9 protein-coding genes and 1 pseudogene are annotated in these 13,737 nt (G+C 65.5%); 6 read left to right on the top strand and 4 right to left on the bottom strand.

Annotation, left to right across the window (positions count from 1 at the left end; all coding sequences use genetic code 11):
- Nucleotides 1–751: RHS repeat domain-containing protein (locus GTZ97_RS02065; protein ID WP_161648829.1), on the bottom strand; the 751-nt coding region annotated here is incomplete at its 3' end.
- 190 nt (nucleotides 752–941) lie between these two features.
- Here GTZ97_RS02065 and GTZ97_RS02060 point away from each other — a divergent pair.
- Together GTZ97_RS02060 and GTZ97_RS02055 are read left to right on the top strand one after the other, a co-directional pair.
- Entirely contained in the window at nucleotides 942–1,853 is a 912-nt protein-coding gene (locus GTZ97_RS02060; protein ID WP_161648828.1) for a LysR family transcriptional regulator, read from the top strand.
- A 7-nt stretch (nucleotides 1,854–1,860) separates the two neighbouring features.
- Nucleotides 1,861–2,523: an alpha/beta hydrolase gene (locus GTZ97_RS02055; RefSeq protein ID WP_161648827.1), complete on the top strand. Its 663-nt coding sequence runs from the start codon at nucleotides 1,861–1,863 to the stop codon at nucleotides 2,521–2,523.
- Here GTZ97_RS02055 and GTZ97_RS02050 read toward each other — a convergent pair.
- Nucleotides 2,460–3,416, bottom strand: coding sequence for a LysR family transcriptional regulator (locus GTZ97_RS02050; protein WP_236650945.1), 957 nt, complete (start codon nucleotides 3,414–3,416; stop codon nucleotides 2,460–2,462). The two genes, GTZ97_RS02055 and GTZ97_RS02050, sit on opposite strands and share 64 nt — an antisense overlap.
- Nucleotides 3,417–3,541: 125 nt before the next feature.
- On the opposite strand from GTZ97_RS02050, the pseudogene GTZ97_RS02045 reads away from it, so the two are divergent.
- The 4 genes and pseudogenes from GTZ97_RS02045 to GTZ97_RS02030 all read left to right on the top strand — a co-directional run.
- Nucleotides 3,542–4,813, top strand: a pseudogene (locus tag GTZ97_RS02045) (3-hydroxyacyl-CoA dehydrogenase); the annotation flags it as partial.
- On the top strand, nucleotides 4,804–6,060 hold the full coding sequence (locus tag GTZ97_RS02040; protein WP_161648824.1) for an acyl-CoA dehydrogenase family protein: 1,257 nt from the start codon (nucleotides 4,804–4,806) through the stop codon (nucleotides 6,058–6,060). The pseudogene GTZ97_RS02045 and the gene GTZ97_RS02040, both read left to right, overlap by 10 nt.
- A gap of 2 nt (nucleotides 6,061–6,062) precedes the next feature.
- Complete coding sequence (locus GTZ97_RS02035) at nucleotides 6,063–7,199, top strand: acyl-CoA dehydrogenase family protein (RefSeq protein ID WP_161648823.1); 1,137 nt, start codon at nucleotides 6,063–6,065, stop codon at nucleotides 7,197–7,199.
- 40 nt (nucleotides 7,200–7,239) lie between these two features.
- Nucleotides 7,240–8,445, top strand: coding sequence for an acyl-CoA dehydrogenase (locus GTZ97_RS02030; protein WP_161648822.1), 1,206 nt, complete (start codon nucleotides 7,240–7,242; stop codon nucleotides 8,443–8,445).
- Nucleotides 8,446–8,459: 14 nt separating this feature from the next.
- On the opposite strand, the gene GTZ97_RS02025 is transcribed toward GTZ97_RS02030, so the two are convergent.
- Together GTZ97_RS02025 and GTZ97_RS02020 are read right to left on the bottom strand one after the other, a co-directional pair.
- Entirely contained in the window at nucleotides 8,460–9,029 is a 570-nt protein-coding gene (locus GTZ97_RS02025; RefSeq protein WP_161648821.1) for a DUF305 domain-containing protein, read from the bottom strand.
- Between the two features lie 574 nt (nucleotides 9,030–9,603).
- The gene (locus GTZ97_RS02020; RefSeq protein WP_161648820.1) at nucleotides 9,604–13,671 is read right to left on the bottom strand and encodes a helix-turn-helix domain-containing protein; all 4,068 of its coding nucleotides are present in this window, start codon (nucleotides 13,669–13,671) and stop codon (nucleotides 9,604–9,606) included.
- Between the last annotated feature and the right edge of the window lie 66 nt (nucleotides 13,672–13,737).

Raw genomic sequence — 13,737 nt, 5'->3', positions numbered from 1 at the left:
GGCTGCCATCGCGCCGATCACGATCGAGGTAGTTGAGCTGCAGGCTGCGGCCTTGCGGGTCGGTCACCTTGATGAGCAGCCCGCGCGGGTCGTACTGCAGACCAAGGATCTCGCCACTGGGCGCCACGATCTGCTGCAGCAGGCCCGCGGCGTTGAAGCTCAGGCGCCGGCCATCGGCCCACACCCATTGGTAGCGGGTCTGCGGGCCCTGTCCTTCGATGAAGATCTTGCCGTGCTCGGGGTTGGCCGGGCTGCATACAGCCGGGTTGCGCCAGTCGCGGCCAAAACCCAGGCGCGAACCATCGGCCTGCACCACCTCCAGTTGCCGACCCTTGGGATACAGGCGGGTTTCATATGACAGCCTCCAGCCTCGGCCCAGCAAGCCGTTTGGCGTCGTGGGTGTGCTGTGCACGCTGTTGTAGTGCCGAACCAGCTCCAGCCCCAGCACCCCAGGCAGCGGTGCCAGGTCCACCTCCCGCTGGTACTTGTTGCCCGTCAGCACGTTGATCGGGTTGCCCGCACCCACCTGGCTTTGTTGCGTGTCCGTGCTCGCAGGGCCCGATTCACCACATCGCGGGCTACCCCCAGCCCCCGCGCCGCATTGCCCCCCTCCACTTGACCCGCCGGGACCACCGGTGCTGTTGGTGGTGATCTGCGCCTGCAGACCGGCACACGCCAGCAGCAGGATCCACTGGATCCCGAAGCGGCCCACAGCCAGACGGAGGCTTTTCTGCGTTCGACCTTTTTCCATGTACGTCACCTTTCGCGCGGAGACACGATAAATCGCTCATCTGTCGGCGATGCGCGCCCTCCCCCGTAAGGGGGTATCGAGCCGGGCCTGAAGTTGCAACAAGTTGTGCGAACGCACGAAAGCCTCTGCACGACACATGGCATTAACGTGAATAGAATGCATGTTTCTTTCAATAACGTGAACTCCTTTCATGCTGGAAATCCGCCACCTCCGCTCCTTGGTCGCCATTGCCGATGCCGGCAAGCTCGCCACGGCGGCCGAGCGGGTGCACCTGAGCCAGTCCGCGCTGTCACACCAGATCCGCGCACTTGAAGACCACCACGGCCTGGCCCTGTTCGAGCGCACGCGCCAAGGGCTGCAGTTCACCCCCGCTGGCGAGCGCCTGCTGACGCTGGCGCGCAGCGTGCTGGGCGAAGTCAGCGCGGCCGAGCGCGATCTGCAGCGCATGAAGGGCGAGACCACCGGCGAGCTGCGCATCGCACTGGAATGCCACACCTGCTTCGACTGGCTGATGCCCGTGATGCATGCGTTTCGGCAGCGCTGGCCCGAGGTCGAGGTGGATCTGGTGGCGGGCTTTCACGCCGAGCCGCTGGCCTTGCTCAAGGAAGGCCGCGCAGATCTGGTGGTCGGCTCGGCGCCCAAGGCGACGCGGGCCTGGCAGGTGTCGCCGCTGTTTCGCTTCGAGATGATGCTGGTGGTGGCCAACGACCATCCCTTGCGACACAAGCGCTTCGTCACCGCCAAAGATTTGGCCGATGAAACGCTGATCACCTATCCGGTACCGGATGCACGCATCGACCTGATCCGCGAAGTGCTGACGCCAGCCAAGGTCAATCCCGCACGCCGAACGGCCGAGCTCACCGTGGCCATCGTGCAGCTGGTGGCGAGCCGCCGTGGCGTGGCCGCCCTGCCCAGCTGGGGCCTGCAGAGCTACCTGGAGCACGACTACGTGCAGGCCGTGCGCATCGGCCCCAAGGGCCTGTGGAGCGAATTGCACGCCATCTGCCCCAAGGCGCAGGCCGCGCGGCCCTACATGCAGGACATGGCCGAGATCATCCGCCAGCAGTGCGCGCAGTTGCCCGGCATCGAATGGCTGGCATGATGCCGCCATGATGCTCGACACCCTGGAACACGAGACCGGCCCCAACCCGCAGCGCAGCCTGATCATCCTGCACGGCCTGGGCGCCGATGGCAGCGACTTCGAGCCCGTGTGCGCAGCGCTCAAGCTTGATGACCTGGGGCCCATCCGCTTTGTGTTGCCCAGCGCGCCGGTGATGCCGGTGAGCATCAATGGCGGCTACCGCATGCGCGCTTGGTACGACATCCGGCCGGTCAGCGGCCCCGAGCGCGAGGATGCGGCCTCGATGCTGGCCTCGCAGCAGGCCGTGGCCGCGCTGATCGACCGCGAGGTGGCGCGGGGCGTGCCAGCCGAGCGCATCGTGCTGATGGGCTTCTCGCAAGGCTGCGCGATGACGCTGCTCACTGGCCTGCGCTACCCGCAGCGCCTGGCCGGCCTGGTGGCCCTGTCAGGCTATCTGCCGCTGGCTGAGACCACCGCGCAGGCGCGCCACCCGGCCAACCACGACACGCCCGTGTTCATGGCGCATGGCGATGCCGATGGCGTGGTGCCCATGGCGCGCGGGCAGCATGCGTTTGCCGTGCTCAGACGCCTGGGCCAGCCCGTGAGCTGGCACGACTACCCCATCGATCACAGCGTCTGCATGGAAGAGATCGACGACATCGCGGCCTGGCTGCGCGGTGTCTGGCGCTGAGCGCGCGCACGCTCCAGCACATAGTCGATGAAGGTGGACGCGGCCCGGGTGTGATGCCGGTTGGGCATGTAGAGCATCATCATGCGCATGCCGAAGATGCTGAGCTTCCAGTCATCCAGCGTGGTCAGCACCTCGCCTTGCGCCACCAGGTCGCTCACCACGTAATCCGGCACCAGCCCCACCCCCAGGCCGGCCACGATGGCCTCGCGCAGAAAGAGAAAGTTCTCTGACGTGAGCGTGGGCGACAGCGGCACCTCATGCCGTTCGCCTTCCAGGTAAGCCGCCAGCCGCAACTGCCGGCCCACCACGCCCGAGGTGATGATGGGCGCGCGGCCCAGTTCATCGAGCGTGCGCGGCAGGCCATGGGCTTCAACGTGGCTGCGTGCCGCGCAGGCCACATAGCGCACGGGTCCCATGTCGCGCGCCACCAGGCTGTCGGGCGGCGTCGAGAGCACGCGCACGGCGATGTCCACCTCGTCACGCAGCAGGTCGGTCACGCGGTTCTCGAACGCCACGTCGAGGACGATGCCGGGGTAGGCGCGCTTGAAATCGATCAGCCAGGGCGCCACCACCATGTGGCCATAGCCACTGGGCAGGCTCAGGCGCACGCGGCCTTGCAGCGTCTGCCCCAGCGTGGTGACCGCCTCGCGCGCGGCGGCCAGCTCCTGCCGGATGCGGCGCCCGTGCTCGTAGAGCTGTAGCCCCACTTCGGTGGCCTGCAGCTGGCGGGTGGTGCGGCGCACGAGCTGCGCGCCCAGTTGTTGCTCGAACTGCTTGAGGTGGTAGCTGACGTTGGCCCGCGTCATGTTGAGACGGCGGGCGGCCTCGCTGAGGTTGCCGGCATCCAGGATGTCGACCAGCAGGTCGAGGGCGGCGGCGTCGAAGTGTGCCAATTCGTGAAGTTTGTCAAATCGGATTTGACAGTCTGTCAATGGCAACCCCGATTGTCAAGAACAAACCCGAAGCGAACAATGTCGCCATGCCTTCCCGACCCATGCCCCCGAACTACCTCGCCCTGGCCGAGGCGCGTGCGCGCACCGTGCCCCAGGCAGAGGGCCACGCGCCCCGGCCCGTGCGGCACGTGGGCGTGGTGGGTGGCGGCACCATGGGCGCCGGCATCGCCGTGGCCCTGCTGCAGGCCGAGCTGACGGTGACGCTGGTCGAACGCGACGACGCCGCGCTGCAGGCCGGCGGCCAGCGCATCCGCACGGTGTTCGACGGCATGGTGACCAAGGGCAGGCTCACGGCCGAGGCGGCGAGCCAGATGCTCGGCCGCCTGCGCCCCAGCACCGCACTGGCCGATCTGGCACCGGTGGATCTGGCCATCGAGGCCGTGTACGAAGACATGGCCGTCAAGCTCGGCGTGCTGGCCGAACTCGATCGGCACTGCCGGCCCGGGGCCATCCTGGCCACCAACACCTCTTACCTGGACGTCAACGCGATGGCCGAGGCGATCAGTCGCCCGGCCGACGTGATCGGCCTGCATTTCTTCTCGCCCGCCCACGTGATGCGCCTGCTGGAGGTGGTGCTGACCGACCACGTCGCGCCCGATGTGGTGGCCACCGCGCTCGATCTGGCCCAGCGCCTGCGCAAGGTGGCGGTGTGCGCCCGGGTGTGTGATGGCTTCATCGGCAACCGCATCCTCGCGGTCTACCGCGCCGCGGCCGACCACATGGTGGAAGACGGCGCCAGCCCGTACGAGATCGACGCGATGGCGCGCGCCTTCGGCTTCCCCATGGGCCCGTATGAGGTCAGCGACCTGGCCGGGGGCGACATCGGCTGGGCCACGCGCAAGCGCCGCGCGGCCACCCGCGACCCGCGCGCCCGTTACGTGGCCATTGCTGACCGCCTCTGCGAAAACGGCTGGTTCGGCCAGAAGACGGGCCGCGGCTGGTACCGCTACGCCCCAGGCAGCCGCCAGGGCACGCCCTGCCCTGACGTGATGGCCATCATCGAGGCCGAGCGCGGCAAGGCAGGCATCACGCCCCGCCGCTTCACCGAAGCCGAGATGCAGACACGCTACCTCTGCGCCATGGTCAACGAAGGCCTGCGCGTGGTCGGCGAAGGCATCGCGCTGCAGCCCTCGGATGTGGACGTCGTCATGGCCCACGGCTATGGCTTCCCGAAAGACAAGGGCGGGCCGATGGCCTGGGCCGATGCGCAGGGGCTGGAGACGGTGCTGGCGCACATCGGCCGCCTGCACGACGAGACCCGCGCGCGCGACCCCCTGTTCTGGCAACCCGCCCCGCTGCTGACGCAGTTGGTGGCCGAAGGGCGCACATGGATTTGAACTTCACCCCCGACGAGCTGGCCTTTCGTGAGGCCGTGCGTGGCTTTCTGCGCGACGACGTGCCCACCAGCCTGACCGCCAAGGTGCGCAACGGGCAGCACCTCAGCAAGGCCGACCATGACACCTGGCACCGCCTGCTGCACCAGCGCGGCTGGCTGGCGAGCCACTGGCCACGCGAATGGGGCGGCCCCGGCTGGAGCCCGGTGCAACGCTTCATCTTCGACAACGAATGCGCGCTGGCCTATGCGCCGCGCACCGTGCCCTTCGGCGTGAACATGCTCGGGCCCGTGCTGATCAAGTACGGCAACGAGGCACAGAAGCGCCACTGGCTGCCGCGCATCCTCAGCGGCGAAGACTGGTGGTGCCAGGGCTACTCCGAGCCGGGCGCGGGTTCGGACCTGGCCGCCGTCAAGACCACGGCCGTGCTGGATGCCTCGGGCGAGCACTACGTGGTCAATGGCCAGAAGACCTGGACCACGCTGGGACACCACGCCAACATGATCTTCTGCCTGGTGCGCACCGACCGCGAGGCCAAGCCGCAAGAAGGCATCAGCTTTCTGCTGATCGACATGCACACGCCGGGCGTCGAGGTGCGGCCCATCCTCACGCTTGATGGCGCACACGAGGTCAACGAGGTGTTCTTCACCGACGTGCGCGTGCCGGCGGCCAACCTGGTCGGCCAAGCGAACAAGGGCTGGAGCTGCGCGAAGTACCTGCTCACCTATGAGCGCACCAACATTGCCGGCGTGGGTTTCTCGGTCGCGGCGCTGGAGCGCGTCAAGGCCGTGGCCAGCCGCGTGATGAAGGGCGGCCGCCCGCTGCTGCATGACCCGCTGTTTGCCGCGCGCCTGGCTCGCGTCGAGATCGACCTGGAGAACATGAAGACCACCAACCTGCGCGTGATCGCCGCCGCGGCCGAAGGTGGCGCACCGGGCGCAGAAAGCTCCATGTTGAAGATCAAGGGAACCGAGATCCGCCAGGAGCTCAGCGCGCTGCTGCGCCGGGCGATGGGCCCGCAGGCCATGGCGCTGTGGGATCACGTTGACGACGAGCAGACGACCGACCAAACCCTTGAGCACAACGCCAAGCAGGACGCCAAGCAGGACGGCCCGCCACTCGAATGGGCCGGTCAGCCCGAGGCGGCCTTCGCCGCGCAGCAGTACTTCAACAACCGCAAGCTGTCGATCTTCGGCGGCTCCAACGAGATCCAGAAGAACATCATCGCCAAGATGATCCTGGGGCTGTGACCATGAACTTCACGCACACCGAAGACCGCCGCATGCTCAGCGCCTCGCTGGGCCGCTTCATCGCGGATCGCTACGACTTCGACACCCGCCAGAAGATCAGCCGCAACCCACAGGGCTACAGCCCCAACCGTTGGCAGTCGTTCGCGGATCTCGGCGCCATCGGTGCGCTGTTTGCCGAACGCCATGGCGGCCTGGGCGGAACGGGCCATGACATCAGCGTGGTGTTCGAGGCGCTGGGGCGCGGGCTGGTGCTGGAACCCTTTCTGCCCACAGCCGTGCTGGCCGGCAGCGCCATCGCCCACGCCGGCAACGACGACCAGCTCAGCCTGCTGCCTGCGGTGATCGAAGGCACATTGATCATGAGCCTCGCCCATGAAGAGGCGCAGACGCACTACCAGCCCGAACAGGTGCGCACCCAGGCCGTGCGCGAAGGGGCGCACTGGGTGCTGCAGGGGCGCAAAACCATGGTGATGCTGGGCCACCAGTCGGAGCTGCTGGTGGTGTCGGCGCGCACATCGGGCCAGCCCGGCGATGCCGATGGCCTGTCGCTCTTCGTCGTGCCCACCGACACGCCTGGCGTGCGCGTGCGGCCCTTCCCCACAGCCGATGGCGGCCGCGCGGCCGATGTAGCGCTCAACGGCGTGGTGCTGCCGCCCTCGGCCCTGCTCGGCGAACTGGGTCAGGGCCTGGCCACGCTGGAGTACGCCATGGGCCGCGGCGTGCTGGCGCTGTGTGCCGAGGCGCTGGGCGCCATGGAAACCATCAAGGCCGCCACGGTGGGCTACCTGCAGACGCGCCGCCAGTTCGGCAAGCCCATCGGCAGCTTCCAGGCGCTGCAACACCGCATGGCCACCGTGCTGCTGGAGATCGAGCAGGCCCGCTCAGCCGTGATCAACGCCGCCGCCGCGCTGGACGAGCCCGACCGCATCACCCGCGAGCGCGCGCTGTCTGCGGCCAAATACACCATCGGGCGTGTGGGGCAGATGGTGGCCGAAGAGAGCATCCAGCTGCATGGCGGCATCGGCATGACCTGGGAGCTGCCCCTGGCCCACTACGCCAAGCGCCTGGTGGCCATCGACCACCAGCTGGGCGACGAAGACCACCATCTGGCGCGGTTCATCGCGCTGGGCCAGGCCTGAGCGAAGCTGACCGGGCGTGAACCGCGCCTACCATTGCGCCATGAGCACCGACCACGCATCCTTCAACTGGGCCGACCCGCTGCTGCTGGACGACCAGCTCAGCACCGATGAGCGCCAGGTGCGCGACGCCGCACGCGCTTATGCACAAGACAAGCTGCTGCCACGCGTGACGCTGGCGTTTCGCAACGAGCAGACTGACCCGGCCATCTTTCGCGAGATGGGCGAACTGGGGCTGCTGGGCGCCACCATCCCGGCCGAGTATGGCGGCGCGGGGCTGAACTACGTGAGCTACGGGCTCATCGCGCGCGAGGTCGAGCGGGTGGATTCGGGCTACCGCTCGATGATGAGCGTGCAGTCGTCGCTGGTGATGCTGCCCATCTACGCCTTCGGCAACGAAGCGACACGGCGCAAGTACCTGCCCAAGCTGGCCAGCGGCGAGTTCATCGGCTGCTTTGGCCTGACCGAGCCCGATCATGGCTCCGACCCGGCCAGCATGAAGACGCGCGCCACACGGGTCGACGGCGGCTACACGCTGCGCGGCAGCAAGATGTGGATCAGCAACGCGCCGATTGCGGATGTGTTCGTGGTGTGGGCGCAGTGTGAGGAAGACGTCGGCGGTCGCGTCAAGGACCAGATCCGCGGCTTCGTGCTCGAGAAGGGTTGGAAGGGCCTGAGCGCACCGGCCATCCACGGCAAGGTGGGGCTGCGCGCGAGCATCACGGGCGAGATCGTGATGGACGAGGTGTTCGTGCCGGAAGAGAACGCGTTCCCGACGGTGCGCGGGCTGAAGGGGCCATTCACCTGCCTGAACAGCGCGCGCTATGGGATCTCATGGGGCGCGATGGGCGCGGCCGAGGATTGCTGGTTTCGCGCGCGGCAGTATGTGCTCGACCGGCAGCAATTCGGCCGGCCGCTGGCGGCCAATCAGCTGATTCAGAAGAAGCTGGCCGACATGCAGACCGAGATCGCGCTGGGCCTGCAGGGCAGCCTGCGGCTGGGGCGGCTGAAGGACGAAGGCAAGGCCGCAGTCGAGATCACCTCGATCATGAAGCGCAACAACTGCGGCAAGGCATTGGACATCGCCCGCCTGGCCCGCGACATGATGGGCGGCAACGGCATCAGCGACGAGTTCGGCGTGGCGCGGCATCTGGTGAACCTGGAGGTGGTCAACACCTATGAGGGCACGCACGATGTGCACGCGCTGATCCTGGGGCGGGCGCAGACCGGGATTCAGGCGTTCTTCTGATCTGCGCGAGGCCTTTACCGGACGGCCTCGTCGATCTCTGGCTGCATGTCCGGCGTCCGCGCGGCGGTCCTTGGCGGCAGCGTCGTGGCGCCTCGCGTGCCGTTGCGCTCGATGTCGTCGGCCAGCAGTTTCATGATGGCGATCTCCTTGACCTGCGCACGGATGATGTCATCGGCCAGCTTGCGGACGCGCGGGTCTCGTATGTTGGCCTTGCGGGCGTTGTTGATCGCGATCGAGTGATGCGGAATCATGGATTTCATGAACGCCACGTCATCAATCAGCGTCTGCTCACGGTTGATCGCGAGCACGCCAAAGCCCAAGAAGATGGCCCCCGCCAGCACCGCCAACTTCATCGCCGGGCCTGCGTACATCTTCCACATGAAGCCCAGCATGATGACGGCCATGACACACCCCATCACGACAGACGACACCAGCCGCGTCAGGCTGAACGTGGCGTGCTCGCCGGTGTAGACCAGTTGATACATCAGCGGGAACATGACGATGGTCGACGTGGCGATCATGGCGAAGAACCTGCCCCAACCCATCTTCATGGCGTGTTGCTTGGCGTCATGCTGGTCGTTCATCGTGCTGAGCCCCTTGTGGCAACGTGTGCTGCGTCTGCGGCAATCGCTGTGCCTGTGGCGTGCGCCCAGCCTCACCCCCCGGCCCGCCCGGCTTGACGATGCCGGTCCCGCTCAACGAGCGGGACTGCCCTGCGATGCTCTCAGCCAGGTGGCGCCGAGGAACTCGCTGCGCGGCCTGCGGCCACTCCGCTCAAACAGCCTCGGCGAGCTTGATGGACAAAGCGCGCTGCGCGCGCCCACCTGACTGCTGCGCTTCTCGGCGACATCGAAGGCGCCGGGCAGGCCGGGGGATGAGGCTGGGGGATGAGGGGCTGAGGCGAGGTGAATCGAGCGACCGAATGTGCGGTGTCGGTGATGGGAGACTGCTATGCAGCGATTGCTGATATCTTTCTGATCGAACCGAAGGACTGGTTAGCTCGGAGAACCAGACATTGGGTCCATATGCCAAGCGGCAAAACGGCCAAATGGATAAGCAGCGCGACGCTTAGCACAGCACTCCGCGAAGAAGCCCCTGTCTGTTGAAAATGAAGCATCGCGGCAGCAAGATTGGGCACCCGCTCGACATGACGCCGACCTACCCCTCCCAATCAAGGCGTTCGGCGCGTTCATCATGTCGTTCGGCGTCCATCTCATATCCTTCAGCGAGGCGATCCAGTGCCTTGGCCGTATGAGGGTGTTCATAAGCGACCGCCTTGGCCCAAGCACGATACTTGGCCGCCTCACTGCGTTCAAGAGCCCCACCGTCGCGCGGCATGCGTGATGTCACACCTCGCAGATTGACTTTGCCCACGCAAAAGCCATCCAGCATCGCTTTGTTGCGGAAGAGATCGAGCACGTCGCGCACAGGCTCCGCCGGCCAGACTCCATCCGCCCCCATTGGCGATGCAGCAAGCATGGTGCCGATGCGATCAAGGGCAATTTCCTCGCGTCCAACGGCCTTGGCAAGACTGCGGGCCTCCTTGATCCAGTTTTCCAGCGCCTTACCGTCAATCGTTCCGTCGCCACGCGTACCTGGCAGGCGATTCCAGAGTCCCAGCAGGCTGTAGGCCTGATGCGCAACTGCACTCGCCTGCTCAGCATCTGCTGGTTCATCCTCAACCACACCACTGTCCTCTGCTGGCCGGAAGACTGCGCTCAGCATCTGAATGAAGAGCTCCGGATCCTCTGACAACGCCTGGAGGAGAACCTTCGGTGGGCGGGAAGAGTCCTCAAGCAGCTGAAGGTAGTTCCACTCCAGCGCGACCAGTGTCTTTCGGTCTACGTCGTCCCGCTCGTCAAGCAAGGCAAGGATATTGGCAACGTGATACTGGAACATGGTCGCATCGTTGCCACTCACGTCATCTTCGACGGGCTGATGCGCGGCCTGCTGCAGCAGCTCAATCAGCAACGCTGATGACAAGTCCACCTTGCCGTTACCGTCGGCCAAGGCGAGTGCATGACGCGCCCGTCCCGCCTTGATGAATTGGTGGATGGCGTATGCGGTGTTGGCACTGTCGCCATCCACCCAAAACACAGGGGCACGTTTCCAGTAGTTGACCTCCGTTTCGCCCCCGATGTCTGCAACCTGATCCCAGACCCATCGCTCCATCGGAAGCGCACGCAGCACCGTCATCAAGGCATCGTCGCCCCAGTGCTCTGCGCATGCCCTGTTGATCAAGCCGACGCCCCAATCTGCGCCCCGCCCCCGCAAGCCAGACACGATCAAACCATGTGCGACGTCACGTTCGCAAGGGTTGTCGCTGCGCGCGGCTGCTTCAATCAACTTGTCTACATCCTCGTTCGCGAGGCCGCCGTCATGCAATGCCTTGCCAATGAAGCCGGGCGCGTCGCTCAGCCTGGATAACGCCAACACGCCAGCGATGCCTTCGCTCGCGTAGAGGGCGTGAGCCGCCTCGACACGGGCGGCATCGACGGCCCGCTGCTCGGCCTCCCAGCCTGCCTTTGGCGGGCTGGGCAACGCCACTGCCTGCTTGAAAAGCCACGCCATTCGCTGCAAGTGATCGGCAGGGGTGAAGTGATCGTAAATGGCTGCCAGACGGTCCAGCACAGCGGGCTGCAAACACCAATCTGCATCCGGGAACTGCCTGTGGCGGTGCAAGACATCGCGCAACTTATCCCAGAAGATCATGCGATCCTCCTGGCGGGTGATGAGCGGTTCTTTTGCCACGAGAACATCCACGGCGGCATCTGGGCCCGGCGCGAGGTCACCAAGTCGGTCAAGCAGCGCCACCCAGCGCACCGGTGTCTCCCCGACATCCGCGAGAAGGCGTTCGCTGATGAGCGTGGCACCGCGCTGTATCAGCCCCCATGTGACGACCTCGACTTCATCAACGCTGAAGTCGCGCCATCGAGGCAAGGGCGAAGGAGTAGACGAATCACGCCCACGCGGCAAGATGCCCAGCATCAACTTCCAGGCCGCATGGGGTTCGCGTTTACGGATCAGGTCCAGTGCACGCAGTCGCTCGTCGAGCGTCGCAAAGGTCTGCGGATGCCACAGCAGATGAATTCCGCGCAGACTGCGTGCGGGACCGTTCGCATAGCGTCTTGGCTTGACGTCGATGGCGTCCAACCGTGCCAGGAGAAGTGTCACACGTGGCATCCACTGCGGCGACCAGGCCAGCGACTCCAACGCCCACATCAAATCGGACAGGTACTCGGTGCCATTCAGCCCGCCTTCGTCTGAGCCGAACAGCGCGCCGATCGGTGGACTGGCTTGGTCCAGGCTGTCCTCCACCGCAGACAGAAAGGCTTCGGGAGAGGCTTCGGCCAAGAGGCGGAAGTCGCGCGACAATGACCACCACCGTCGTCCATCGGCGTCGTGCAGCAGCCTTTCGACAATCGCATCCGCTCGCCGCGACGCGTTGGGTACCGTGGTGACTTCTTTGCCCCAGAGCGCAATGAGGATCAGAACCTGCCCGATCCCATGGCGCAGCATCCCGGAATACACCGGGCGGACGCCTTTGATCGCGGCCATCCAGCGTTCACCAGGCGCCATCTCGAATCGTGGGTCGGCTGAACCCAATACAGCATGAGCGGCGGACTCGAAGCGTTCGATGTCCCTCACCGTCAGGTACCGCGCCAGCCGCAGCCAGGCGTCGTACGGTGAAGCGACGCGCCATGTGGCACCCACTTTCTGCAGTGGGCTGTCGAACTGGCCGACATAGGGCGTCAGGGCAGCGGTGACCCGGTCATAGGGCGCATCGGCAAGTTCCGACAAGCGCGCTTTATCCGCTTCGACGTTTTCATCCCAGCCCCCGGCAAGCAACGCGGCCAACAGCTCATGGGGTGGCGGGCTATCTGCCCACGTGGGCTTACTGCCGGCGGCTGTCGGGATCAGTCGGCGCAAAACAGCGAGGTTGCGAGCGCTGTCGCGTGCCAGGGCTTGGGCTCTTGGTTCGGCGATCCCTGCAGCCTGAAGCGCGCAGGCAATGCCTTCCCTTGATGGCCGAGCCAATGCGCGAACTTGCCCGTTTGAGGCTACGTGCTCGTCATAAGCCTGAAGCACGAAGTGCCCTCGGTCAGCCAGCGTTCGGGCAAGACCCGGCAACTGCTCGGTCAGAACGATGATCAACTCGCTCTGCGCGTTGGCGAGCGCCCGAGCTGCCTCGGCGGTGGTGGCCACAATGGAGCGGGCACGGTAAGCCTTGCTCAGGTCTTCGGGCAGCTCACTGAGTGCGGCATGGAAAAACGCCACCACTTCATCGGTGGTTGTCGCCTGCAAAGACAACACCGACGGCGCGCCACGCAACCAGCGGAGCACCATGGCGGCGTCTTGGTCGCGGTCGGAGAGCACAAGCTCTTCGGTCAGCGGCCACTGCGTGGCTCGCGACCATTCCACCCACATCTCGTCAAGCTCCCGCGTACCGGGCGGCCGCTTGTCCAGTCGAACTGCCAACCACAGGCCAACGGCAGGGGCCTGTTCAATCCAGTGAACTAGGTCGTCAGCGTCATAGACGCGCACGTCAAGCCATGGGCCTTCGGCTTTTTTTGCTGACGCCCATTCGTCTTTTTTGGGCCAGTGCTGCAATGTGACAAAGATGTAGGTCGATGACGCTGGGTCAACCCCATCGGGCTCAGCCGTGCGTTTGCGATAGTCTTTTTCAGCCTTCCCGGGAACGTCGCTGCGCTGAGCACTGAGCTCCCAGCCCGCAGTACCGGCGGGTACGTATTCGCTGGCAACGTCACATACGGTTCTGGCGTCCCAGCCAGGATGTCGAACGCCTTCGTCGGCGGGGATGCGCATCCGAACCGTGTTTCCGTGAGTAGCCCGGATCAAAAACGCCAACAAGGTCGGCAAGCTGAAGGCGCCATCTATGCGGCCTGCCCACTCTGCCAAGTCCGCACCACTGACCCATCTCACGGGCATGCCCGGACGACTGGACTGGCCCGCGATCGGCACCGTTGGACCCATCACCGCGCCGGTGGACAAAAATCGAATCCCCTCCCTTTCAAGGGCGGAACGGATGGCCTGGGCGTTATTGGCCACGGGTGTCCGGCGACCGCGCTCGAAGTCAGCCACTGTGGATGTGGCGACGTTGGCCGCCTTGGCAAGATCCTGCTGCGACCAAGCCAAAAGCGCCCGGGCGGCCTTAACGCGGCGGGGATCCAAGTCGGGGGTCGATTCTGGTTCAAGCAAGCTCATGTCATACTAATTATATGACATCAGCAACATCATCCAACTTCGCCTTTCTTGTCGGCAATTTCTGAT

The sequence above is a fragment of the Aquabacterium fontiphilum genome (genome assembly GCF_009909205.1).
Taxonomy (GTDB): Bacteria; Pseudomonadota; Gammaproteobacteria; order Burkholderiales; family Burkholderiaceae_C; genus Aquabacterium; species Aquabacterium fontiphilum.
The sequence above is the reverse complement of the archived record's forward strand: the minus strand, read 5'-3'. Positions and strand labels throughout refer to the sequence as shown.